Source organism: Pseudonocardia sp. 2-7, from assembly GCF_056341085.1.
Genome location: NZ_CP094507.1, coordinates 3,741,884 through 3,766,122, shown reverse-complemented (window position 1 = coordinate 3,766,122; position 24,239 = coordinate 3,741,884). Strand labels below are relative to the sequence as shown.

The following is a 24,239-nucleotide window of genomic DNA, read 5'->3' as shown; positions in this document are numbered from 1 at the left end:
TGACGTGGCCTCCCGGGGTGGCGCTGCGGGGTCGGTCGTCGGCGGTCGGCCGGTGACCCGGTCGTGGCTCGCCGGTCACCATGACACTACCGAGTGACGACGTCGCGTGACGGGGTCGGACGCTGCGCGCATCGGGCGACACCGGGCGGGGGGTACCTGCCGATCGGGGGAGTGCCGGGGAGCGCCCGGGGTCCGTTACGGTCACTCCGGTGCGCACGGTTCTCGTGATCGGGATCGGGGCCGGTGACCCCGACCACCTCACCCTCCAGGCGGTCCGCGCCCTGCGCCGGGCCGACGTCGTGTTCGTCATCGACAAGGGCCTCGACGGCGGGGGGTCGCAGGACGACCTGCTGGCCCTGCGCACCGAGCTCCTGCGGCGGCACCGCCCGGACGGCGGGTACCGGCTGGTCACCGCGCCCGAGGTGGGCCGGGACCGCGGCGCCGAGGTCGAGCGCGACGACGAGCGCTACCGCGACGTCGTGGTCGACTGGCAGGACCGCCGTGCCCGGCTCTACCGCGAGATGCTCGACGCCGAGCTGGCCGACGGGCAGACCGGCGCCTTCCTGGTCTGGGGCGACCCCTCCCTCTACGACGGGACACTGCGCCTGCTCGACCGGGTCCTCGCCGGCGCGGGGGAGCAGTGGTCGGTCGAGTCGATCGCCGGGATCTCCAGCGTCGCCGCCCTCGCCGCCGCCCACCGGCTGATCCTCAACCGGGTCGGGCGCCCCGTCCTGATCACCACCGGGCGCCGGATCGCCGAGGGGATGCCCACCGACGTCGACGACGTCGTCGTGATGCTCGACGGCCGCACCGCCTTCGCCACGCTGCCCGACGAGCAGCGCCGTGAGCTGCACATCTTCTGGGGCGCCTACCTGGGTACGCCCGACGAGCTGCTCGTCGCCGGGCCGCTCGTCGAGGTGACCGACGAGATCCTGAAGGTCCGGGCCGAGGCCCGGGAGAACAAGGGGTGGATCATGGACACCTACCTGCTGCGCCGGGGTGCCGACGAGCGCTGACCCGCCGCGGCCCGACGACGAGGAGGTCGCATGCGCTACGCCGACGGACCCACCACCGAGGCCACCGCCCGGGTCGCCGCACCGCCCCGGGCGGTGTGGGAGCTGGTGACCGACCCGGAGTTCCTGGCCCGGGCCTCGACCGAGATGCAGCGCGCCTCGTGGGGCGAGGGTGACGAGCCGGGCCTCGGCGCCCGGCTGCACGGCCACCACCGCCACGACGCGATCGGGGAGTGGAGCACCGTCTCCACCGTCACCGGATGGGAGCCGGGGCGGCTGTTCGAGTGGACCGTCGAGCCCGGTGGCGACGGGGGAGCGACCGCCGTGTGGCGGTTCGAGCTCACCCCCGACGGCGACGGCACCGTGCTGCGCCAGTGGGCCCGGATGGGTCCCGGGCCGTCGGGCCTCTCGCAGGCGATCGAGCGGTGGCCGGACAAGGAGGAGCGGATCGTCGAGGGCCGGCTGCGCGAGTGGCGGACCGGGATGGAACGCAACCTCGACGCCGTCCGCGAGCGTCTCGGCTAGTTCCCCGTCCGGGGTGACGGCCACGCGCCGGGACGTACGAGCGGTGGCCGTTCTGCGACGACCCGTCACCCCGGGCGCCGCCCGTTCGTTGAACGGAGGGGGCCTGCCGCGATCCTGAGAACACGGAGAGTGTTCGTCGTAGATCGTTGAGCCGTTCGGTCCAGCCGACCTGTCACTCGGCGTCCGGGGCCGACCCGTGATCGCCCGGGTCGCCGAGGTCCTCTCAGGAAAGCAACCTCGACGGGTCACCGTTTCGTACCGTCCCGAACCGGACGAGCCGGGTGACCCGGCACGATCCGGCCGCTCCCCAGGGGTGCCCCCGCGCCCCGGCCACGCCGGTGCCCGCGCCGTCCTCCACCGCTCCCCAGCACCCTCGCCCACGGCGAGGCGGAAGGACCGCTCGAGATGGGCAAGCACACCCGGACCGGCCACCGTTCGACCGGCGTCGCCGCGGCGGTGGCCGCCGGCCGGTCCCTCCGCGGACGGCGCAGGCACGCCGCTCCCCCCGCGGGCACCGCGCGCCGGATCGCCGCCCCCGCCGCGCTCGCGGCGCTGCTGCTGACCTCCGGCGGGACGGCCGGGACGGCGTTCGCCGGGACGGGCTCCGACGACGACTCGTCGGGCGCCGCGGCGGACTGCCCCGACGGCACCACCCCGGTCGGCGGGTCCTGCTCCGACTCCCCGGGCTCGTCGGGGTCCTCCTCCGGGGGGCTGGGTGACCTGGTGACCGGCGCGGACGTCGTCGGCTCGGTGCTGGGACCGGGCGGCTCGGGATCGGGCTCGGCGGGTTCCTCGGCGGACGGCGGCCCGGGCCGCGACACGTCGGACGGGGCCTCGGGGACGTCGGGTGAGGACTCCGGGAAGTCGGGGAAGGGCTCCGAGAAATCGGGGAAGGACTCCGGGAAGTCGGAGAAGTCGGATAGGGCCGCCGGGAAGTCGGAGAACTCCGGGAAGTCGGACCAGGACTTCGAGGAGCCGGACCGGGACTCCGCCGGCTCATCCGGTTCGAAGGACTCCGCCGGCTCGGCCGGTTCGAAGGACTCCGCCGGCTCGGCCGGTTCGAAGGACTCCGCCGGCTCGTCCGGTTCGAAGGACTCCGCCGGCTCGTCCGGTTCGAAGGACTCCGCCGGCTCGTCCGGTTCGAAGGACTCCGCCGGCTCGTCCGGTTCGAAGGACTCCGCCGGCTCGTCCGGCTCGAAGGACTCCGCCGGCTCGTCCGGCTCGAAGGACTCCGCCGTCCCCTCGACCGGTCCGCTCGACGCGGTCCCCGGCCTCGGCGACCTCACGAGCGGCCTCGGCACGGGCGTCGACCTGAACACCCCGACGAAGCCCCTGACGTCGCTGCCCGACCCGGCGCAGACCCTGTCCGACGCCGGTTCCTCGGTGCCCGGCGCCGGGCAGGCCGGCTCGCTGGTCGACACCGCGGTGGGCGCCGCGGGCACCGTCGTCGGCACCGACACCGGCAACAGTCCGCTGGCCGGCCCGACCGACACCCTCACCGGTCTCGGCGACGTCGTGCCGGAGCTGCCGTCGGTCCCCGGCGTCACCGACGGCAGCACCGACGAGCTCCCGGATGTCCCCGGCCTCACCGCGGGCGGACCGCTGGAGGGCCTCAACGAGATCGCGGGCCTGCCCGACACCACCCCGCTGACCGGCAGGGACGGCCCACTGCCGGACCTGTCCGGCGTCGCGCGCACGGCGGGCCTGCCCGACTACTCGGGTCTCGGCGGCCTGCCGGACGTGGCCGGGGTCGTCGGCGGCCCGAGCACCGGGCCCACGCAGGTCGACCTGGCGTCGAAGAACACCGACGGCGTGGCCGGGACCGCCACCGTCGACTCCGACACCGTCTCCGGCACCGCGACCGGCATGGACCCGGACGCCCGCTACGTGTCGTTCTTCTACGGCGCGACCTCCAGCGCCACCAACAACAACCCCTGCATCCTCGACGGCACCAACCCGCTGCCCGGCGGCCAGACCGTCGGCGAGTGGGAGGTCGACGAGAACGGCAACGGCACCCTGGAGGCACCCAACCCGTCGGGGAACATGTACAAGCTCACGGGCGGCACCATGTCGATCCGCAAGGTCGAGCACGGCTTCGACAAGGCCACCGCCCCGCCGGTGAACCCGCTGTCGTACTCGCTGTCCAGCTGCGGCGCGATGGAGCGGATCTCCACCGCCGACCCGGTCACCGACGCCGTCCCGAAGCTCCCGACGGCGAACGTCCCCGGCACCCCCTACGTCTCCGGTCCGGGTCTGCAGGGCTGATCGACGCGCGGGCGGCGCGGTGCTGTGGTCGGATCGGTCCGTGCTCGGCAGCGCTCTGGATACCGTCCTCGACCGCACCCTGGTCCCCGGCTACTCACGGATCGGGTACCTGCTGCGGCGCCCGGGGTGGAGCGGTGACCGCGCCGACCCGCCGCGCGGCGCCCTGACCGGGCGCACCGCGCTGGTGACCGGCGCGGGCGGCGGGCTGGGGGAGGCGATCGCGACCGGGCTCGTCCGGCTCGGTGCGACGGTGCACCTGCTCGTCCGCTCCCGGGACAAGGGGGTCGCCACGCAGGACCGGATCCTGGCCGCCGTCCCCGGCCTGTCCCGCGACCGGCTCCCGGTGCAGGTCTGCGACCTGGGTGAGCTCGCCGACGTGCGCGCGTTCGCGACCCGCTTCGCCACCGAGGTCGACGCGCTGGACGTCCTGGTGCACAACGCCGGGCTGCTCCCGCCCGAGCGCAGCGAGACCTCCGAGGGCAACGAGCTGACCCTGGCCGTGCACGTCCTCGGACCGCTGCTGCTGACCCGGCTGCTCACCGACACCCTCGCGGCCGGCGCCGAGCGGTCCGGAACCGACTCCCGGGTGATCATCATGTCCTCGGGCGGCATGTACGCCCAGCCCCTGCGTGACGACGACCTGCAGTTCCGCACCGGTGACTACGGCGGCACCGCGGCCTACGCCCGCACCAAGCGGATGCAGGTCGTCCTGACCGGTCTGCTCGCCGACGAGCTGGCCCCCCGGCACGTCACCGTGCACGCACTGCACCCCGGGTGGGCCCGCACCCCGGGCGTCACCGGGTCGCTGCCGTTGTTCGACAAGGTGGTCGGCCCCGTGCTGCGCACCCCGGCGCAGGGCGCGGACACCGCGGTGTGGCTCGCGGCCGCGCCGTCGTCGGCGGTCGGGACCGGCCGGTTCTGGCACGACCGCGCCCCGCGCCCGGCGCACTACCTGTCGCGGACCCGGGAGACCCCGGCCCAGCGCGAACGGTTCCGCGCCGAGGTGGACCGGCTCACCGGCTGAGCCCGGGCGCCTGCAGCAGGGTGCGGGCGGCGCGCGTGACGTGGTCCAGCACCGTGTCCGGGTCGGCCCGCCCGACCGCGCCGCCGGGCAGCAGCGGCTGGACCAGGCTCAGCCCGAGCAGCCAGGTCAGGACCAGCTCCGCGCGCAGTTCGGCGTCGGCCCGGTCGGCGGCGCCGGTGGCCTGCGCGGCGAACGCCTCGGTGAACGCCCCGGCCAGCTCCACCCGCACGGCCGCGGCCGCCTCCGACGTCCCGGCCGAGCGCACGACGGGCCCGAACAGGTCGCGCTCGGGCCCGTCGCCGCCGTCGAGGATGGACCGCAGCAGGCGGGTCAGGAGCTCCTCGGGCGGGCCGTCGTGCAGCACGGCGAGGGCGCGCTCGGCGGCGACCCGGGCGAACAGGGCGTCCTTGCTGCCGAAGTAGCGGAAGAGCAGCGCCTGGTTCACCCCGGCCCGGTCGGCGATCGCGCGGACCGAGGTGCGGTCGTAGCCGTGCTCGGTGAACAGGTCCGCGGCCGCGGCGAGCAGGGCGCTGCGGGTGCTGTCACCGGAACGGGCGGACGGGGCGGCGGTCACGGGGGAGTGCTCCTTCGTACGACGGGTGCGGCGCGGGAACCGGCCGCGGCAAATCCGGTGTCGGCGACCGTAGCGTCCGGGCGCCGGCGCATGGCGCGGCGCGACGCGGGGTACGCACGGTCGATACCGCACACCGCCCGACACACGGCCACACCGAGGAGACCCGCGACCGATGGCATCCGCTTCAGGTGACGAGAACGAGTTCCAGCCGGAGGCGCCGGACATGGCGTCGGCGATGCAGCTGGACACCGACGAGGCGCTGACCGGTCCGTCGGACACCGACCCGCTGGACTCCGGCTACGTCCCGCCGGACCGTCCCTACGGCGTCGAGGACAACGCGGTGACCGCGGCGGGGCAGGAGGAGGGCGAGTCGCACGAGGCGCGACTGGCCCGGGAGCTGCCCGACGAGCTGCCCGAGGGCGACCCGGGCCGCTCCGGCCGGTTGACCGCCGCCGCCGACTCCGCGGCGGGCGACCCGGCGGTCGACGGCGCCGGGACCGACGTGGGCATCGACGGCGGCGCGGCCAGTGCCGAGGAGGCCGCCGTGCACGACGTCGACGAGGGCATCGTGCCGGTGGTCGACGAGTCCCCGGTCGGGGATCCGGAGGTCAGCGACCAGCTCGCGCGCGACGCCGACCACGCCGACGAGGCGGCGGCCGACGCCGAGTGGGACGCCTCGACCGACCCCGAGTGGGCCGAGCAGAACAGCTGAGCGGCACCCGGCACACACGAGGGCCCCGGTACCGCGTCGTGCGGTCCGGGGCCCTCGTCGTGGGTGGGAGCGTGCGCTCAGGGGGTGGTGGGGCCCGCCGCGCTGCCGGTCAGCCGGGCGATGGCGCCGTCGAGGTCGAGGTGGTCGTGCTCCTCGCCGAGGTCGACGATCTCCAGCGTCGAGTCGACGAACTGGGCCAGCAGGTCGCGGTCGACCTCCAGGACGGCGGACCCGCCGTCGGAGCGGATCTCCAGCTCGACGACGTCGTAACCGTCGATGCGCCGGGGCGCCATCCGGATGTCACCGATGCCGGTGGGCGTGGTCAGGCCCTCGATCACGAGGTCGCGGGCGACGAGCCACTCGATCCAGCGGTCGGAGGACCGGCGCACCGAGAACGAGATCGCGAACGGGTCCGAGGCGCGGTACGCCCAGCGGCTCACGATCGGCGACGCCTGCCCGTGCAACACGGTGAAGACGTCCTGCTGGACCGACTCGCTGGCCATCGTGCTCCGCCTCTCCTGGACCCCCCGACCGCCGCGGTACCGCGACGGCCTCACACGGAACATCGTCGGAACGGGCCCGGACGCTGCACCCGGCGCCGGTTTTCACCCGTTCGCGCCAACTGTCATTCACCTCACGGTACCCAAGGCGCGCAAAGGGTGTAACGCGAGGCCGGGTTCCGGCGAGGGACGCCGTCCGGTACGAGACCCGGTGACGCTGGGTGCCGGTGCGGGCCGACCGTCCCGTCAGCCGCGGTCGACGCGGTCGACCACCCAGATCCCGCCGGTGCCGGAGCGGACCGGCTGGGTGAGCCGGATCGTCGAGCGCTGCGCCGACCGGCCGTCGGTGGCGGCGTACACGCCGTTGCCGAGGCGGGTGACGGTCGGGTTCCGGTAGCCGAGCTCGCTGCCGACGTAGGAGATCGTGACCTCCTCCGGGTCGAGCAGCCACGGGTCGCCGCCGGCGTCGGACTGCTGCTGCATCCGCTTCGCGGTCGCCGCGTCGCCCGCGGGCCACATCGGCGACGCCGCCGCGGCCGCCCCCGGGGCGCCGGTGCGGCCCGTCCCGGTGCCGCCGCCGTCGGTGCCGCCGCGCCCGGGTGCGGGAGCGGCCGTCGTGCGGGACGGGTCGGCGGTGCGGCTCGGCGCGGGGGTCGTCGTCGGCGTGGGCGTCGGGGTCGGAGTCGGGGTGGCGGTCGGCGCCGTCGTCGGGACCGGCGACGGGGTGCGCCACGCCGCGGGGATCTCGCCGTTGCCGCAGCCGGCCAGCAGCAGCACGAGGACCAGCAGCGCCAGCCCCACCAGCACGCCGCGCAGCAGCAGCCGCGGCCCGTACCGGCCCACCCGCAGGCGGGACACCGACACGTCGGGGGTCGGCACCTTCGGCAGGTTCGGCACGGTCACGCGGGCACCTTACGATCACCGGCCCGCCCGGGCGGGCCGACCTCGCCGCCACCATCGCGTGATCGGCACCGCACGGTCGGTGCCCGGCCGGCGGCGGCCGTCGCGCACTGCCGGGGCGCCGGTGGAGTGACTAGGGTCGCGGTACGGCCGCACGGGCGGCCCCGCACGACGGGCCCGGGGCACGGGCCCCCCGCACGAGCCCACCGAGGTGCACCCCATGGCGACCGGCAGCCCGGCGACGGAGAAGTTCCTCGCCGCCCGCGACTTCCTGCTGACCCACCGCGAGGACTACGACACGGCCTACCGCGACTTCCGCTGGCCGGAGCTCGAGGAGTTCAACTTCGCGCTCGACCACTTCGACGTCGTCGCCGCCGATCCCGAGCGGGGCGCGCGGAAGGCGCTGTGGATCGTCGAACAGGACGGCTCGCAGGCGCACTGGACGTGGGCGGAGCTGTCCGAGCGGTCCAACCGGGTCGCGAACTGGCTGCGTGCGCAGGGCGTCGCCCGGGGCGACCGGATCATCCTGATGCTCGGCAACCAGCTGGAGCTGTGGGAGACACTGCTGGCGGCGATGAAGCTGGGCGCCGTCGTGATCCCCGCGACCACCCTGCTCACCCCGGCCGACCTGCAGGACCGGGTGGACCGCGGGCGGGCCGCGCACGTCGTCGTCGGGGCGGACGACGCCGGCAAGTTCGACGACGTCGGCGGCGACTACACCCGCATCGCCGTCCGCGGCGCCGTGGCGGGCTGGCGCGACTACACCGGCGAGGCCTACTCGGCCGCCGCCGAGTTCACCCCGGACGGCGCCACGAAGGCGTCGGACACGCTGCTGCTGTACTTCACCTCCGGCACCACGGCGAAGCCGAAGCTGGTGGAGCACACGCACACGTCCTACCCGGTCGGGCACCTGTCGACGATGTACTGGATCGGCCTCGAGCCCGGCGACGTGCACCTCAACATCTCCTCGCCCGGCTGGGCCAAGCACGCCTGGTCGAACGTGTTCGCGCCGTGGATCGCCGAGGCGACGGTCCTCGTCATGAACTACGCCCGGTTCGACGCCGAGTCCGTCCTGTCGGTCCTGGACTCCTGCGGCGTGACCAGCTTCTGCGCCCCGCCGACGGTGTGGCGGATGCTGATCCAGGCCGACCTGTCCGGGCTGGCGACGCCGCCGACCAAGGTCGTCGGGGCGGGGGAGCCGCTCAACCCCGAGGTCATCGAGCAGGTCGAGAAGGCGTGGGGCCTGCGCATCCGCGACGGGTTCGGCCAGACCGAGTCCTCGGTGCAGATCGGCAACCCGCCCGGGCAGCCGGTCAAGCCGGGCTCGATGGGCAGGCCGATCCCCGGGTTCGTCGTCGCACTGGTCGACCCGGCCACCGGGAAGGTCGCCGACGAGGGCGAGATCTGCCTGGACCTCGACCACCGCCCGACCGGGCTGATGGTGGGCTACGCCGACGACCCGGAGCGCAACGCCGAGGCCATGGCCGGCGGGTTCTACCACACCGGCGACGTCGGCTCCCGCGACGAGTCGGGCTACATCACCTACGTCGGCCGGGCCGACGACGTGTTCAAGGCCAGCGACTACCGGATCAGCCCGTTCGAGCTGGAGAGCGTGCTGATCGAGCACCCGGCGGTCGCCGAGGCCGCGGTCGTGCCGTCCCCGGACCCGGTCCGGCTCGCCGTGCCGAAGGCCTACGTGGTGCTCGCCAAGGGGCACGAGCCGACCGAGGAGACGGCGACGGCGATCCTGCGGTTCGCCTACGACAACCTCGCGCCCTACAAGCGGATCCGCAGGCTCGAGTTCTTCGAGCTGCCGAAGACGATCTCCGGCAAGATCCGCCGGGTCGAGCTGCGCGGCCGGGAGGGCGAGATCCACGCCGACCCGGCCGCGACGCCGCCCACCGAGTACACCCTGTAGACCCGGCGGGGGCCGGGTCACCCGTCGCCGAAGTGACCCGGCCACTGCTGGTAGGGGATGCGGGTGATCTCGAGGACCTCGCCCATCCGCGACCACTCGTTGCGGCCCAGGCGGGCCAGCGGGGCGAGCCGGTGGATGTCGGGCAGGGAATTGCCGCGCTCGTCGGTGACGAACACGCTCTCCTCGATCGCGGCGTGCACGACCCGGCCGATGACGACGGTCGAGTTGCCGAGCTCGATGTTCGCGTGCAGCACGCACTCCAGGGCGACCGGTGACTCGGCGACCCGCGGCGGCGCCACGACCGACGACGCCTCGGCCGTCAGCCCGACCGAGGAGAACTCGCTGATCTCGGCGGGGAAGTCGGTGCCGGTCGCGTTGATCTTCTCGAACATCGGCTCGTTCGCCAGGCAGACGACGAACTCGCGGGTCTCCGACACGTTGCGCAGTGAGTCCTTCTTCCCGACCGACGTGAACTGGATCATGGGCGGGTCCACGCAGGACACCGTGAAGAACGAGTGCGGGGCGAGGTTGTCGACGCCGTCGGCCGAGCGGGTGGAGACCCAGGCGATGGGTCGGGGGACGACGACGCTGGTCAGCAGCTTGTAGAACGGGCCGCTGCCCATCTCGTCCGGCTTGAGGTCCGTGCGCATGCCCATGATCCTGCCCGGCCTGCCCGCACCCTGCGCGCGCGCCGCTCTAGGTTCGGCCCATGGGAACACGTGGCCGCGCGGCCGGACTGGCCGCCGGGATCGTCGCCGACGCACTGCTCGGCGACCCGCGCCGGGGCCACCCGGTCGCCGGCTTCGGCACGCTCGCCGCCCGGCTGGAGGGCCGGATGCACCGCGACGCCGTCGCACCCGGGGTGGCCTACACCGCGATCCTGGTCGGGTCGGTGGTCGCGGCGGGGGTGGTCGCCGAGGCGGCCGCGACGCGTGCGGGGGCCCGGGCCGAGCCCGTCGTGCGGGCCGGGCTGACCGCCGTCGCCACCTGGGCCGTGCTCGGCGGGACCTCGCTGGTGGGGGAGGGTGCCGCGCTGGCCGCGTCGCTCGACTCCGGTGACCTGGCCGCCGCCCGCGCCCGGATCCCGCACCTGTGCGCGCGCGACCCGGAGCTGCTCGACGCCGACGGCATGGCCCGCGCCGGGGCCGAGTCGCTGGCCGAGAACACCTCCGACGCCGTCGTCGGGCCGCTGGTGTGGGGTGCGTTCGCCGGCATCCCGGGGCTGCTGGGCTACCGCGCGGTGAACACCCTCGACGCGATGGTCGGCTACCGGTCCGCCCGGCACGCCCGCTTCGGGTGGGCCTCGGCCCGTCTCGACGACGTGGTCAACCTGGCCCCGGCCCGGGTCACCGCGGTGGTCACGGTGGCCGTCGCGCCGCTGGTGGGTGGCTCGCCCGCGTGCGCGCTGCGGGCCTGGCGCCGCGACGCCGCCGGGCACCCCAGCCCGAACGCCGGCCCGGTCGAGGCGAGCGCCGCCGGTGCGCTCGGGCTGCGTCTGGGCGGGCCGACGGTCTACGCCCACGGCACCGAGGACCGCCCGTCGCTCGGCGACGGGCACCCGCCCCGGGTGGCCGACCTGCACCGCGTCGCGCGGCTGTCCCGGCTGGTGGCCGGGGCGGCCGGGCTGCTCGCCGTCGCGACGGCGGCGGTGCTGGGGCGGCGGCGCGGCTGAGCCGGTCGCCCCGTACCTGCCCCCGTCGGCCCGGTCCCGGTGCCGGTTCCGACCGACGTGGCCGTATCCGTCGCCCCGGTCTCCATACCTACCCGGTCGGCGAGGGTGGATCGCCGGGAGTTCGCTTACCGGGTGAGCGAGTCGGGAGAGAGATCGTCCCGGAGGGTGGCGGCCCTGGGCACCGCTGACCGAGCACGGCCGGCGGGAAACGACCGACGGGGCCACCCTGTCGGACGGGTGAGTTCGCTTACCGGGTGAGCGAACTCGGCCGGGGCGAACAGGCGGAGGGGACCCGCGCCCTCGGTGAGCGGGTCCGGCGACGCAGTGCTCCGGCGCGGGGAGCGGAGCCCGGCGCAGCATCCGGGGAGCCCGGCACGGCACCCCGACACGGCACCGCACCCTGCAGGGCGGCGGCCCGCGACGGGTGTGGCGCGGTGCGGGATCAGCCCGAGCCCGGACCGGACCCGGCGGCGGCGTCGCGGGTGGTGCCGGGGGCGCTGTCCTCGGCACGGTCGGCGGGGACGGGCTCGTCGCCGAAGCCGTCGCGGCCGGAGAGCTGGTCCCGCAGGCTGCCCGCCTTCTCGCGCTTCCCGCTGCGCTGCAGCAGTTCCAGCCGGATGAACAGCACCAGGGCGACCAGGGCGACGGCGCCGAAGGTCAGCCACTGCAGGGCGTAGGAGAAGTTGCTGAACGGCGCTCCGCCCCCGACCGGCGCGACCGGGATCGGGTCCAGCACGCCGGGCTGGCCGGCCTCCAGCACGACGACGCCCTCGACCGGGGTCAGGCCGGTGGCGGCGGCGACCGAGCGGGAGTCCGACACGTAGACCTGGCGGGTGCCGTTCTCGACCAGCGGGGGGCGGCCCTGCGGGTCGGTCTCGTCCAGGCGCAGCCTGCCCTCGACGGTCACCGGCCCGGCGGGCGCGGCGGCGTAGTCGGGCACGGCGCCCCGGTCCGCGGCCGGGACCGACCCCCGGTTCACCACGACGGTCCGGCCGTCGGTGAGCCGCAGCGGCGTCAGCACCTCGAAGGCGGGCGCGCCGTCGACGACCCGCAGGCGGACCAGGGTCTCCGCGGCACGGTCGAAGGTGCCGGCCAGGGTGACCCGGCGCCACTGGTCGTCGGCCCCGATCGCCGTACCGGGCGGGACGAGCGTGTCGAATCCGACGGCGGGCGTCGCGTCGGCGGTGGCGATGGCCCGGCTCTGCGCGGAGCGCTCGGACTCACGGTCGAACTGCCACGGCGCGAGCAGCGTGTAGCAGGCGACGGCGAAGGCCAGCACCGCGACGACGAACGCGATCCACCCGGGACGCAGCAGGAAACGCACGCGGCCCAGGGTAGCCGCGCCCGCGGGCGGTCCCGCCGGGGCGATACTTCCGGCCGTGGTGGTTCAGGGAGCGGTCCTCGTCGCGGGGACGACGTCGGACGCGGGCAAGAGCGCCGTCGTCGCCGGCATCTGCCGGTGGCTGCACCGGCGCGGCGTCTCGGTGGCGCCGTTCAAGGCGCAGAACATGAGCAACAACTCGGTCGTCACCCCGGACGGCGGCGAGATCGGCCGCGCGCAGGCGATGCAGGCCTTCGCCAGCGGCATCGCCCCCTCGGTCGACCTGAACCCGGTGCTGCTCAAGCCCGGCGGGGACCGGACCTCGCAGGTCGTCGTGCGCGGCCGCGCCGACGGCCAGGTGTCGGCGCTGTCCTACCGGCACCGCACCGCGGCGCTGTCCGACGTCGTCGCCGACTCCCTGGCCCGGCTGCGCGCCCGCCACGACGTCGTGGTCTGCGAAGGAGCTGGCTCGCCCGCGGAGATCAACCTGCGGGCCACCGACCTCGCCAACATGGGCTTCGCCCGGCGCAACGACCTGCCGGTGCTGGTCGTCGGCGACATCGACCGCGGCGGGGTGCTCGCGCACCTGTTCGGCACCCTCGCCGTGCTCGACCCGGCCGACCAGGCGTTGATCGCCGGTTTCGTGATCAACAAGTTCCGCGGGGACCCCCGACTGCTCGACCCCGGCCTCGACCGGCTGCGCGAGCTCACCGGGCGGCCGACGCTGGGCGTGCTGCCCTTCGCCGAGGGCCTCTGGCTCGAAGCCGAGGACTCGCTCTCGGCCGTCGCCGACGGGGTGCTCGGACGCCCGGCCCCGCCGCGCGGCGGGCAGTGGCTGCGGGTCGCCGTCGTCCGGTTCCCGCGGATCTCCAACGCCACCGACGCCGAGGCGCTGGCCTGCGAACCGGGCGTCGCCGTGCGGTACGTGACCGAGCCGTCGCGGATCGCCGACACCGACGTCGTCGTGCTGCCCGGGACCAAGGCGACCGTGTCGGACCTGGCCTGGCTGCGCGCGTCCGGGATGGCCGACGCGGTGCGCGCGCACGCCGCGGCCGGGCGCCCGGTGCTGGGGATCTGCGGCGGGTACCAGATGCTCGGGCACACGGTCTCCGACCCGGACGGCGCCGAGGCCGCTCCCGGTACGACCGTCGACGGGCTGGGGCTGCTGGACCTCGAGATCGCGTTCGACCCGGTCAAGCACCTCGCCACCCCCACCGCGACGGCGTGGGGCGAGACCGTCACCGGCTACGAGATCCACCACGGCCGTGTCGTGCGCTCCGGCGACCCCGGCCTGATCGGGGACGAGGGCAGCGACCGCGGCAACGTCCTGGGCACGCACTGGCACGGCCTCGCCGAGAACGACGGCTTCCGGCGGCTGCTGCTCACCCGCCTCGCCGACGAGGCAGGGCGGACCGGGTTCGTGGTGGCGCAGGACACGTCGTTCGCGGCCGAGCGCACCCGGCAGGTGGATCTGCTGGCCGACCTGGTCGAACACCACCTCGACACGTCGTCACTTGAACATGTGATCGGACACGGTGCGCCGCCGGACCTCCCGGTGCTGACCTCCGGTCTGGCAGCCTCACCCGCGTGAGCACGAGCACCGCCCCCGCCGCCGGACCTCCCCGTTTCCCGTTCTCCGCCGTCGTCGGCCACGACGACCTGCGGCTGGCGCTGCTGCTCAACGCCGTGCACCCGGGTGTCGGTGGTGTCCTGGTGCGCGGGGAGAAGGGCACCGCGAAGTCCACGGCGGTGCGCGCGCTGGCCGCGCTGCTGCCCTCGCACGAGGTCGTCGACGCCTGCCGGTTCGGCTGCGACCCCGCCGCACCGGACCCGTCCTGCCCGGACGGGCCGCACCCGGCGGGCGCAGCGGGCGGTCCTCGCCCGGCCCGGCTGGTCGAGCTGCCCGTCGGCGCGACCGAGGACCGCCTGGTCGGCTCGCTCGACCTGGAGAAGGCGCTGTCCGAGGGCCGCCGCGCCTACCAGCCCGGCCTGCTCGCCGACGCCCACCGCGGGGTGCTCTACGTCGACGAGGTCAACCTCCTGCACGACCACCTCGTCGACCTGCTGCTCGACGCCGCCGCGATGGGCCGCGCGCACGTCGAGCGCGACGGCGTGTCCGTCTCGCACGCGGCCCGGTTCCTGCTGGTCGGCACGATGAACCCGGAGGAGGGCGAGCTGCGCCCGCAGCTGCTCGACCGGTTCGGGCTGACCGTGGAGGTGCGGGCCAGCCGCGACGTCGACACCCGGGTCGAGGTGACCCGGCGGCGGATGGCGTTCGAGGACGACCCGGCCGGGTTCGTCGCCCGCTTCGCCCCGGACGAGACCGCCACCGCGGCCCGGCTCCGCGCCGCGCAGGCCCACGTCGCCGCCGTCGCGGTGAGCGACCGGGAGCTGCGGCGGATCGCGTTCGTGTGCGCCCGGTTCGACGTCGACGGCATGCGCGCCGACCTGGTCATCACCCGGGCCGCGGCCGCGCACGCCGCCTGGGAGGGCCGCGACGCGGTGACCGCCGACGACGTGCGCGTCGCCGCCCGGCTCGCGCTGCCGCACCGCCGTCGTCGCGACCCGTTCGACGAGCCCGGCCTGGACCCGGCCGAGCTGGACCGCGCCCTCGCCGACGCCGAGGACCACCTGGGCCCCGAGGACGACCCGGACCCCGACGACGACCCGGACCCCGGCGGCCCCGGCCCCGACGACCCGGCCGGGCCGCAGGACGGTCCGGACGGCCCCGACGCCGGCGACGAGCCCGGCGACGCCGACCCGACCGGGGACACGCCCCCCGCCGGCGGCGACCCGCGCGGCGACGGCGGGACCGGCACCGGTGAGCGCGCCGAGGCTCCCGGCACCGACGGCACCGACGGCACCGACGGCACCGGCGGCACCGACGGCGGGGACGACGCCACCGACCCGGCGACGCCCGGCGACGACCGGGCCCCGGAGACCGCCGAGGCCCCGGCCGGTGGCGACGGCGGGGACGGCCGGGCCGTCGTCGTCGGGGACGCCGCGCGGCTGCACCGGGCGACGGTCCGGAAGTTCACCGTCCCCGGGCTGGGCGCGGGCGCGCCGGGCCGCCGCTCCCGGGCCCGCACCGACGCCGGTCGCGTCGTCCGTCCGTCCGGGGCCGGGACCACCCGTGCCGCGGACCTGCACCTGCCCGCGACCGTGCTCGCCGCCGCGCCGCACCAGGCCGGGCGCGGGCGCCGCGGGCCGGGCCTGCTGGTCCACCGCGACGACCTGCGCCGCGCCGAGCGGGAGGGCCGCGAGGGGAACCTGGTGCTGTTCGTCGTCGACGCGTCCGGCTCGATGGCCGCGCGCACGCGGATGACCGCCGTCTCGGGGGCCGTGCTGGGGCTGCTCCGCGACGCCTACCAGCGCCGGGACAAGGTCGGGCTGGTCACCTTCCGGGCCCGGTCCGCGGAGCTGGCGCTGCCGCCGACGTCGTCGGTGCCGACCGCCCAGCAGCGCCTGTCCCGGCTGCGCACCGGCGGGCGGACCCCGCTGGCCGGTGGCCTGCTCAAGGCCCGCGCCGTGCTCGACGCCGAGCGCCGCCGCGACCCGCGGCGCCGCCCGCTGGTCGTGCTGCTCACCGACGGGCGGGCCACCGTCGCCGCCCGCGACGGCGGGGACGCCGTCGCCGACTCCCGCCGCGCCGCCGGGCTGCTGGCCGCGGACGGGGTGCACACCGTCGTCGTCGACTGCGAGGCGGGCCACGTCCGCCTCGGGCTCGCCGCGCCGCTCGCCGCCGCCGCGGGCGGCGAGCTGGTGACCCTCGACGAGCTGACCGCCGACAGCGTGGGCGACCTGGTCCGGGAGACCCGGTCCGCCCGCGCCGCCTGAGAGGAGACCACCGTGCCGCAGGGACAGGTGTCCGTCACGCCCACCGACGGGCTCACCACCCGCCAGCGTCGCAACCGGCCGCTGCTGGTCGTGCACACCGGGGTGATGAAGGGGAAGTCGACCGCCGCATTCGGGATGGCGCTGCGCGGCTGGAACCAGGGCTGGTCGATCGGGGTGTTCCAGTTCGTGAAGTCCGCGAAGTGGAAGGTCGGCGAGGAGGAGGCTTTCCGCGCCCTGGGCGAGGTCCACTCCCGGACCGGGCAGGGCGGGCCCGTCGAGTGGCACAAGATGGGCTCGGGCTGGTCCTGGTCGCGCAAGGCCGGCACCGAGACCGACCACGCCGCCGACGCCGCCGAGGGCTGGGCCGAGATCCGCCGCCGGATCGGGACCGAGGCGCACCGCGTCTACGTGCTCGACGAGTTCACCTACCCGCTCAAGTGGGGCTGGATCGACGTCGACGAGGTCGTCGACGTGCTCACGAACCGGCCCGGGCAGCAGCACGTCATCATCACCGGCCGCGACGCCCCGCAGGCCCTGGTCGACGCCGCCGACCTGGTCATGGAGACCACGAAGGTCAAGCACCCGATGGACGCCGGACAGAAGGGCCAGCGGGGGATCGAGTGGTGAGCACGGCCCGCGCGCTGGTCGTCGCGGCGCCGTCGTCGGGGAGCGGGAAGACCACGGTCGCGACCGGGCTGATGGCCGCGCTGTCGCGGCGCGGCACCCGGGTCGCACCGTTCAAGATCGGGCCGGACTACATCGATCCCGGCTACCACACCCTCGCCGCGGGCCGCCCGGGCCGGAACCTCGACGTCGTCCTGCAGGGCGCCGACCGGCTCGCCCCGCTGGCCCGGCACGGGGCCCTCGACGCCGATGTCGCCGTCGTCGAGGGGGTGATGGGGCTGTTCGACGGCCGCATCGCCGACGGCGCCGGGTCGACCGCGCAGGTCGCGGCGACCCTGGGAGCGCCGGTGGTGCTGGTCGTCGACGTCCGGGGCCAGTCCCGGTCGCTGGCCGCGCTGCTCCACGGTTTCCGCTCGTTCGATGACTCCGTGCAGGTCGCGGGCGTGATCCTGAACCGGGTCGGGTCCGACCGGCACGCGCAGGTCTGCCGGGCCGCGGCCGAGGAGGTCGGGCTCCCGGTGCTGGGCGCGGTCCCGCGCCGCGCCGAGCTGGCGGTGCCCTCGCGGCACCTGGGCCTGGTCACCGCCGCCGAGCACGGCTCCGCCGCGACCGCCGCGGTGGACGCGATGGCCGCGCTCGTCGCCGAGCACGTGGACCTCGACGCCGTCCTCGCGCTCGCCCGCCCGCTGCCCGGCGGACCCGTCTGGGACCCGACGGCCGAGCTCGGGACGGACCCGGTGCCGGGCCGTCCGGTGGTCGCGCTCGCGGGGGGCCCGGCCTTCGGGTTCGGCTACGCCGAGCACGCCGAGCTGCTCACCGCGGCCGGTGCCGACGTGACGACCTTCGACCCGCTGCGCGACCCCGCGCTCCCGGCGGGCACGGCCGCGCTCGTGCTGCCCGGCGGCTTCCCCGAGGAGCACGTCGGCGCGCTCGGGGACAACGCGCCGCTGCGGGCGCAGGTCGCCGCGCTGGCCGCGTCCGGGGCGCCGGTGCACGCCGAGTGCGGCGGGCTGCTGTACCTGTGCCGCGACCTCGACGGGACGCCGATGTGCGGGGTCCTCGACGCGTCGGCGGGGATGACACCGCGGCTCACCCTCGGCTACCGCGACGCGGTCGCGGTGTCGGCGTCGCCGCTGTTCGCGGCGGGTGAGCGGGCCGGGGCGCACGAGTTCCACCGGTGCGCGGTCACCCCGCGGGCCGGGGCCGCCCCGGCCTGGGCGTGGCGCGGCGGCGAGCCGGAGGGCTACGTCGACGCCCGGGTGCACGCGTCGTTCCTGCACACCCACCCGGCCGGGGTGCCCGGCGCCGTCGCCCGGTTCGTCGCGGCGGCCCGCGCCGGCGCCCCGGCCGCGATCGCATGATCACCGGCCGGGGAGCGGAGCCCCCGCGGGCCGAGCGCTCCGCTCCACGGCCGGTGGTCACCGTCGGGGTGGGGCTGCGGGCGGGCACGTCCGAGGCCGCGGTGCGCGCGCTGCTGGACCGGGTGGCCGCCGCGCACGGGCTGGAGCTCGGGGACGCCGTCGTCGCCACCCTGGACCGGCGGGTGTCGGAACCGGGGCTGCGGGCGGCCGTCGCACCGCGGGAGCCGCACGGGTTCGCGGCCGCCGCGCTGGCCGCGGTCGCGGTGCCGAGGCCGGATGCCCGGGTGGCCGCGGCCGTCGGGACCCCGTCCGTCGCAGAGGCCGCCGCGCTGCTCGCCGCCGGCGACGGGGCCCACCTGGTCGTCGGTAAGACCGCTGGTCAGGGCGTCACCGTCGCCGTGGCCGCCCGATCGGCGGATGTGGGATTGCCCTCCGGGGTCTCCTCCGAAACATGCGGGCCCGGCTATCGTCCGGCGTCGCCGTCGAGCGGGGGGCCCGCGCAGGGAACCGCTGCCACCGCCGGGCGTCGGAGTCCGGGAGAGGAACGTCGTTGAACGCGCACCACGAGCAGTACCTGGTCGGGCTGGACCTGGCCGGCCGCCGGGCCGTCGTCGTCGGTGGGGGACAGGTCGCCCAGCGGCGTGTCGCCCGCCTGATCGCCGCGGGAGCGGTCGTCGAGGTCGTCTCGCCCGAGGTCACCCCGGCGGTCGAGGGCATGGCCTCGGCCGGGGAGATCACCTGGACGGCCCGCCGCTGGACCGACGGCGATCTCGCCGGCGCCTGGTACGCGATCGCGGCCACCGACGAGGCCGCGACCAACGCCGCCGTCGTCGCCGAGGCCGAGCGGGACCGCGTGTTCTGCGTCCGCGCCGACGACGGCGACAAGGGCACCGCGGTCACCCCCGCCACCGGCGGCTACGACGGGCTCACCGTCGGCGTGCTGGCCCGGGGCGCGCACCGGCGGTCCGCGGCCGTGCGCACCGCGCTGGTCGAGGCGCTGGCCGCCGGTGTCGTCGACGAGTCCGCCGAGCCCCCGCAGGCCGGTGTCGCGCTGGTCGGTGGCGGCCCGGGCGACCCGGAGCTGATCACCGTGCGCGGACGGCGGCTGCTGTCCCGCGCCGAGGTCGTCGTCGCCGACCGGCTCGGCCCGCGCGACATCCTCGACGAGCTGTCCCCCGAGGTCGAGGTCATCGACGCCTCGAAGATCCCCTACGGCCGCGCCATGGCCCAGGAGCGGATCAACGAGCTGCTCATCTCCCACGCCCGGGCCGGGAAGTTCGTGGTCCGTCTCAAGGGCGGTGACCCGTTCGTCTACGGCCGCGGGTTCGAGGAGGTCCAGGCGTGCGCCGCGGCCGGGGTGCCGGTGACCGTCGTCCCGGGCATCACCAGCGCCTTCGCCGCGCCGGCCGTCGCCGGGACGCCGGTGAGCCACCGCGGGGTCGCGCACGAGATCGTCGTCGTGTCCGGGCACGTCGCGCCGGGTGACCCGCGCAGCCTCACCGACTGGACCGCGCTGGGCCGGATGACCGGCACCATCGTGCTGATGATGGCCGTGGAGCGGCTCGGGAAGTTCGCCGAGGCACTGATCACCCACGGCCGCCCGGCCGACACCCCGGTGCTGATCGTGCAGGACGGCACCACCCGCATCGAGCGGTCGGTCCGCGCGACGCTGGAGACCGCCGAGCAGGTCGCGGCCGAGCAGGAGATCAGCCCGCCGGCGATCGTCGTGATCGGGCCCGTCGCGGGGTTGCAGGCGCCCGTCGGGGGGTGACCCCGGCAACCCGTTGCACACTGCAAGTTTGCAATATGCAACGATCGCGGGCGTGACGGACGAGATCGATGACGTCGTCGACGCGGTGATGACCGCGAGCCGGGCGATGCTCTCCGTGGTGGCCCGGTCCCTGGCCGCCGCGGGCGAGCACACCGGCGGTGACACGGCCGGCGACGTGACCCTGCCCCAGTACCGCGCGCTGGTCGTGCTGGCCCAGTACGGCACCCGGCGACCGGCCGACCTGGCCAGGGCGCTGACCGTGTCGGCGTCGACGGCGACCCGGATGTGCGACCGGCTGGTGACCCGCGGCCTCGTCGCGCGCACCCGCACCGGTGACGACCGCCGCGAGGTCGCCGTCGCGCTCAGCCCGGCCGGGCGGGCGCTCGTCGACGAGGTCACCCGGCTGCGCCGCGTCGAGATGCACCGGCTGCTCGCGACGCTGCCCGCCGCCGAGCGCACCGCGGTCCGCGACGCGCTGCGCCACTTCGCGGAGGCCGCGGGCGAGGTCGGCGAGACCGACTGGGCCGTCGCGCCCGTGCCCGCAGAGGACGATGCCCGGTGACCGCGGTCCGCGCGCTGCACCGCGCGCTCGTCGGCACCCGGCCGGGGCTCGTCGGCCTGGCGACGGTCATCGGGATCGGCGCCGGCATCGGGTCGGTGCTGTTCCACGAGCTGATCCTCGGTGTGACCTGGCTGGTCACCGGCCGGGAGGACTTCTCCGACGCCGGCCGGGTCGCCTCGCCGCACCTGCCCGGGCTGGGGGTCTGGTTCCTGCTCGTCGCCCCGGTGCTCGGCGGCCTGGTGTACGGCCCGCTGGTCCAGCGGTTCGCGCCGGAGGCCCGCGGGCACGGGGTGCCGGAGGTGATGCTCGCCGTCGCGCGCCGGGGCGGGCGGATCCCGGCCACCGTCGCCGCGGTGAAGGCGCTCGCGTCGGGGATCTGCATCGGCACCGGTGGCTCCGTCGGCCGGGAGGGCCCGATCGTGCAGATCGGCTCCGCGCTCGGCTCGGCCATCGGGCAGTGGCTGCGGGTGCCCGCCACCCGGCTGGTCCTGATGGTCGCCTGCGGCGCCGCGGGCGGGATCTCCGCGACGTTCGACGCCCCGATCTCCGGGGTGGTGTTCGGCCTGGAGCTGATCCTGCGGTCGTTCAGCGCCGAGGCGTTCGGCGTGCTGGTGATCAGCTCGGTGGTCGCGAACGTCGTCGCCGAGGTGATCGCCGGGGACCGCGCGATCCTGACCCTGCCGCACTTCGACCTGGGCAGCCCCGCCCAGCTGCCGCTCTACGCGCTGCTCGGGCTGCTCGCGGGGCTGCTGGGCTGGGCCTTCGCCCGCATCCTCTACGTCGTCGAGGACGCCTGCGACGCCGTCTGGCGCGGCCCGGAGTGGCTGCGCCCGGCCGTCGGCGGGCTGCTGCTCGGCGCGCTGCTGCTGGCGCTGCCCCAGATGTACGGCGTGGGCTACCCGGTCCTGGAGGCCGCGATCGGCGGCCGATACGTCGTCGGGTTCCTGCTCCTGCTCGTCGTCGGGAAGATCCTCGCCTCCAGCCTCACCATCGGCATCGGCGGGTCCGGCGGCGTCTTCGCGCCGTCGCTGTTCGTCGGCGGCACCGCCGGGACCGCCTTCGGCTACGCCGCCGCGGCCCTGTTCCCGGCGCTCGACCTGCACCCCGGCGCGTTCGGCCTGGTCGGCATGGCGGCGGTGTTCGCGGGGGCCGCACACGCCCCGATCACCGCGGTGCTCATCGTGTTCGAGCTCACCGGCGACTACGCCCTGATCCTGCCGCTGATGGCCGCCGTCGTCCTGGCCACCGGCCTGTCGAACCTGGTGTCGCGGGACAACATCTACACGCTCAAGCTGCTGCGACGCGGGATCGACCTCGCCGCCGACACCCCGACCGACGAGGCACTGCGCCGGGTCGTCGTCGCCCAGGTCATGCGCCCCGCCGACGGCACGACGCCCGACCCGGAGCTGCCCGCCCTGGACCCGGACGGCTCCGTGCACGACGTCCTCGGGGTGCTCGCCGCGCACCGGGGCGCCGCGCTGCCCGTGCGGGAGGGGCCGGACGGGCCGCTGCTCGGGACGCTGACCGAGCACGACCTGCTCGACCATCTGCGGGGAGTGGCCGGGCGGGGGACGGTTGACCGCTGACCCGGTCGCGTGATGGGCTCCGGCCGACGACGGAACAGGAAGCCGGTGCGAGTCCGGCGCGGTCCCGCCACTGTCACCGGGGAGTGCCCTCCCCACACCGGCGCCACCGCCCGCGAGGGTGGGAAGGCCGGGGAGGGCGTACCGATCCGGGAGCCAGGACACTGCCCGTCGTCGCGGATTCCCACTGATGAGGGCGCGGACCCTCGAGGAGGACATGCGATGAGCCACGACCTGGTGGTGCTCGGTACCGATCCGTCCGGCGACGACGCGTCCCGCACGGGTGCGCACGACCTGCTGGCCGAGGCCGGGACGGTCTTCGCCTTCCCGCAGGCCGAGTCGACCGCCCTGTTCTACGCCGAGGCGTGGCGGGTCGAGCCGGTCACACCGCGCGACGCCGTCGCCCGGATCGGGGCCTGGGCCGCCGCCGGGCCCGCCGACGCCGCGGTGCTGCTGGTCGGGGGCGACCCCGCGGGCGACGCCGCGCTCGGCGCCGTCCTCGACGGTCTGGCCCGCACCGCTCCCACGCTGCGCGTCCGGATCGCCGAGGGCAGCCGCGTCGCACCGCCGCACCGCAGCCCGCTGATCGGCTGAACCCACCCGGGGCCCGGGCTCAGGCCCGCCAGCTGCCCAGCGGGTCGGCCCGGGTGAGGTCCGGGTCGGCGGCGTCGAGCGTGCGGGTGCGGCCGGGGCCGGTGAGCGCGGTCTCGAACCGCACGGTGACCCGCCCGTGCCCGGCGCCCTGGACCCAGCCGTGGCCGTGCTCGGGGTGGGCGACGTCGTCGCCGGCGCGCCAGGGCCGGTCCGGGTCGGGTTCGCGGTCGGGCCGGTCCGGGCGGAGCGGGCCGGGCGCGTCGCCGGGCTCCTCGATCGCGTCGGGCCCGGTGGCCGCGTCGTTCTCCGGAGCTGCGTCGAGCACGGTCACCCCCGCCGCGGCGGCCGGGCGGGTGGCCGCGGGCGGGGCGTCGGGGGCCGGGGCCGTCGTCCACCCGCTCTCCGACGGCACCGCGTCGAACAGCGCCAGTGGCGGCTCGTCGCCGAAGCCGGACACCGACACCCCCAGCAGCCGCACCCCGCCCTCGCCGACGGCGCCCTCGGCCAGCCGCCGGGCCACCGCGACCAGGGTCGCCAGGTCCCGGGTCCCGAAGGGGGTCGTCTCGGACCGGGTGTGGGTGGTGAAGTCCCCGGTCCGCGCCTTCACCGTGACGGTGCGGGCGGTCCGGCCGTCGGCGACCAGGCGCCGGTGCACGGCGACGCAGATCGACTCCACCGCGGTGTGCACCGCGCTCATCGCGGTCAGGTCGGCGTCGAACGTCGTCTCCGCGCTGATCTGCTTGGCCGCGCCGCGCGGGGCGACCGGACGGTCGTCGACACCGCGGGCCAGGCGGTGCAGCTCGGACCCGACGGCACCGCCCAGCACCCCGGCGACCTCGCGGGCGTCCATCGCGGCGAGCTGTCCGATCGTCTCGATCCCGATCTTCCGCAGCGCCTCGCCGGAGACCGGCCCGATGCCCCACAGCGACCGCACCGGGAGCGGGTCGAGCACGGCGGCCTGCTCGGCGTGGGCGATCACCCGCAACCCGTCCGGCTTGGCCAGCTCGGAGGCGATCTTCGCGACCTGCTTGCCCGACCCGGCACCCACCGAGGCGGGCAGCCCGGTGCGCTCGCGCACCGCGCCGCGCAGCCGGGTGCCCCACTCCCGCACCCGGTCCGGGGAGGCCCCCACGAGGTCGGGCGGCTCCACGAACGCCTCGTCGACCGACACCGGCTCGAGCACCGGGGAGAACTCGCCGAGGACGGCCATGACCTCCTCGGACAGCGCCTTGTACAGCGAGAACCGGGGCGGCAGGACGGTCGCGTGCGGGCAGCGCCGCCGCGCCTGCCCCATCGGCATCGCCGAGCGGGCCCCGAACACCCGCGCCTGGTAGCTCGCCCCCGCGACGACGCCGCGCGGTCCCGCGCCGCCGACCAGGACCGGCCGGTCGGCCAGGGTGGGCCGGGTCAGCTGCTCGACGGAGGCGAAGAACGCGTCCATGTCGAGATGCAGCACCCAGCGGTCGGCCGCCGCGGTCACCTC

The 24,239-nt window shown here is 76.1% G+C and carries 22 protein-coding genes and 1 riboswitch; of the genes, 16 read left to right on the top strand and 6 right to left on the bottom strand.

From position 1 onward, the window contains the following. The first annotated feature begins 209 nt into the window (after positions 1-209). The 4 genes from cobF (at position 210) to MTO91_RS18085 (ending at position 4,827) form a co-directional block, all read left to right on the top strand. Positions 210-1,016 carry a precorrin-6A synthase (deacetylating) gene (gene cobF, locus MTO91_RS18100; protein ID WP_476652015.1) on the top strand — a complete coding sequence of 269 codons (807 nt, stop codon included), beginning with the start codon at positions 210-212 and terminating at the stop codon, positions 1,014-1,016. A 30-nt stretch (positions 1,017-1,046) separates the two neighbouring features. Continuing rightward, positions 1,047-1,538 (top strand): SRPBCC family protein, encoded by a 492-nt coding sequence (locus MTO91_RS18095; protein WP_476652014.1) that lies wholly within the window; start codon positions 1,047-1,049, stop codon positions 1,536-1,538. Between the two features lie 405 nt (positions 1,539-1,943). Next, entirely contained in the window at positions 1,944-3,803 is a 1,860-nt protein-coding gene (locus MTO91_RS18090) for a hypothetical protein (RefSeq protein ID WP_476652012.1), read from the top strand. 40 nt (positions 3,804-3,843) lie between these two features. After that, positions 3,844-4,827, top strand: coding sequence for an SDR family NAD(P)-dependent oxidoreductase (locus tag MTO91_RS18085; RefSeq protein WP_476652011.1), 984 nt, complete (start codon positions 3,844-3,846; stop codon positions 4,825-4,827). On the opposite strand, the gene MTO91_RS18080 is transcribed toward MTO91_RS18085, so the two are convergent. Next, complete coding sequence (locus MTO91_RS18080) at positions 4,817-5,401, bottom strand: TetR/AcrR family transcriptional regulator (RefSeq protein ID WP_405416288.1); 585 nt, start codon at positions 5,399-5,401, stop codon at positions 4,817-4,819. The two genes, MTO91_RS18085 and MTO91_RS18080, sit on opposite strands and share 11 nt — an antisense overlap. 172 nt (positions 5,402-5,573) lie before the next feature. On the opposite strand from MTO91_RS18080, the gene MTO91_RS18075 reads away from it, so the two are divergent. After that, on the top strand, positions 5,574-6,113 hold the full coding sequence (locus MTO91_RS18075; protein ID WP_174525494.1) for a DUF5709 domain-containing protein: 540 nt from the start codon (positions 5,574-5,576) through the stop codon (positions 6,111-6,113). Positions 6,114-6,190: 77 nt separating this feature from the next. Here the strand turns inward: MTO91_RS18075 and MTO91_RS18070 are convergent, their stop codons facing one another. Both MTO91_RS18070 and MTO91_RS18065 read right to left on the bottom strand, forming a co-directional pair. After that, complete coding sequence (locus tag MTO91_RS18070; RefSeq protein WP_062396127.1) at positions 6,191-6,616, bottom strand: SsgA family sporulation/cell division regulator; 426 nt, start codon at positions 6,614-6,616, stop codon at positions 6,191-6,193. A gap of 243 nt (positions 6,617-6,859) precedes the next feature. Beyond that, positions 6,860-7,516, bottom strand: a complete 657-nt coding sequence (locus MTO91_RS18065; RefSeq protein ID WP_476652009.1) for a hypothetical protein — start codon at positions 7,514-7,516, stop codon at positions 6,860-6,862. Between the two features lie 217 nt (positions 7,517-7,733). On the opposite strand from MTO91_RS18065, the gene MTO91_RS18060 reads away from it, so the two are divergent. Next, on the top strand, positions 7,734-9,431 hold the full coding sequence (locus tag MTO91_RS18060) for an AMP-binding protein (RefSeq protein ID WP_476652008.1): 1,698 nt from the start codon (positions 7,734-7,736) through the stop codon (positions 9,429-9,431). A gap of 17 nt (positions 9,432-9,448) precedes the next feature. Here MTO91_RS18060 and MTO91_RS18055 read toward each other — a convergent pair whose 3' ends face one another. Next, positions 9,449-10,081 (bottom strand): flavin reductase family protein, encoded by a 633-nt coding sequence (locus MTO91_RS18055; protein ID WP_208826306.1) that lies wholly within the window; start codon positions 10,079-10,081, stop codon positions 9,449-9,451. Positions 10,082-10,140: 59 nt separating this feature from the next. Here MTO91_RS18055 and MTO91_RS18050 point away from each other — a divergent pair, with 59 nt between their 5' ends. After that, positions 10,141-11,103, top strand: a complete 963-nt coding sequence (locus MTO91_RS18050) for a cobalamin biosynthesis protein (RefSeq protein WP_405416294.1) — start codon at positions 10,141-10,143, stop codon at positions 11,101-11,103. 442 nt (positions 11,104-11,545) lie between these two features. Here the strand turns inward: MTO91_RS18050 and MTO91_RS18045 are convergent, their stop codons facing one another. After that, positions 11,546-12,427 (bottom strand): SURF1 family cytochrome oxidase biogenesis protein, encoded by an 882-nt coding sequence (locus MTO91_RS18045; protein WP_476652006.1) that lies wholly within the window; start codon positions 12,425-12,427, stop codon positions 11,546-11,548. Positions 12,428-12,485: 58 nt separating this feature from the next. Here MTO91_RS18045 and MTO91_RS18040 point away from each other — a divergent pair, with 58 nt between their 5' ends. The 9 genes from MTO91_RS18040 to MTO91_RS18000 all read left to right on the top strand — a co-directional run bounded on the left by MTO91_RS18040 (position 12,486) and on the right by MTO91_RS18000 (position 22,756). Then, positions 12,486-14,015, top strand: a complete 1,530-nt coding sequence (locus MTO91_RS18040; RefSeq protein ID WP_476654913.1) for a cobyric acid synthase — start codon at positions 12,486-12,488, stop codon at positions 14,013-14,015. Further along, entirely contained in the window at positions 14,012-16,261 is a 2,250-nt protein-coding gene (locus tag MTO91_RS18035) for a VWA domain-containing protein (RefSeq protein WP_476652005.1), read from the top strand. The genes MTO91_RS18040 and MTO91_RS18035 overlap by 4 nt, the downstream gene beginning before the upstream one ends. Positions 16,262-16,273: 12 nt before the next feature. Further along, on the top strand, positions 16,274-16,888 hold the full coding sequence (cobO, locus tag MTO91_RS18030) for a cob(I)yrinic acid a,c-diamide adenosyltransferase (RefSeq protein WP_251785163.1): 615 nt from the start codon (positions 16,274-16,276) through the stop codon (positions 16,886-16,888). Continuing rightward, positions 16,882-18,246, top strand: a complete 1,365-nt coding sequence (locus MTO91_RS18025; RefSeq protein WP_476652004.1) for a cobyrinate a,c-diamide synthase — start codon at positions 16,882-16,884, stop codon at positions 18,244-18,246. Before cobO ends, MTO91_RS18025 begins: the two co-directional genes overlap by 7 nt. After that, positions 18,243-18,800, top strand: a complete 558-nt coding sequence (locus MTO91_RS18020; protein WP_476652003.1) for a cobalamin biosynthesis protein — start codon at positions 18,243-18,245, stop codon at positions 18,798-18,800. Before MTO91_RS18025 ends, MTO91_RS18020 begins: the two co-directional genes overlap by 4 nt. Beyond that, complete coding sequence (cobA, locus tag MTO91_RS18015; protein WP_224402026.1) at positions 18,797-20,017, top strand: uroporphyrinogen-III C-methyltransferase; 1,221 nt, start codon at positions 18,797-18,799, stop codon at positions 20,015-20,017. The genes MTO91_RS18020 and cobA overlap by 4 nt, the downstream gene beginning before the upstream one ends. A gap of 52 nt (positions 20,018-20,069) precedes the next feature. Further along, positions 20,070-20,579: a MarR family winged helix-turn-helix transcriptional regulator gene (locus tag MTO91_RS18010; protein WP_476652002.1), complete on the top strand. Its 510-nt coding sequence runs from the start codon at positions 20,070-20,072 to the stop codon at positions 20,577-20,579. Beyond that, positions 20,576-22,165, top strand: a complete 1,590-nt coding sequence (locus MTO91_RS18005; RefSeq protein WP_405416307.1) for a chloride channel protein — start codon at positions 20,576-20,578, stop codon at positions 22,163-22,165. The genes MTO91_RS18010 and MTO91_RS18005 overlap by 4 nt, the downstream gene beginning before the upstream one ends. Continuing rightward, positions 22,163-22,349: riboswitch (cobalamin riboswitch) on the top strand. It overlaps the preceding gene by 3 nt. 35 nt (positions 22,350-22,384) lie before the next feature. Beyond that, positions 22,385-22,756: a hypothetical protein gene (locus tag MTO91_RS18000; RefSeq protein ID WP_251785157.1), complete on the top strand. Its 372-nt coding sequence runs from the start codon at positions 22,385-22,387 to the stop codon at positions 22,754-22,756. 19 nt (positions 22,757-22,775) lie between these two features. Here MTO91_RS18000 and MTO91_RS17995 read toward each other — a convergent pair whose 3' ends face one another. After that, complete coding sequence (locus tag MTO91_RS17995; RefSeq protein ID WP_476652000.1) at positions 22,776-24,236, bottom strand: DNA polymerase IV; 1,461 nt, start codon at positions 24,234-24,236, stop codon at positions 22,776-22,778. Positions 24,237-24,239 lie beyond the last annotated feature (3 nt).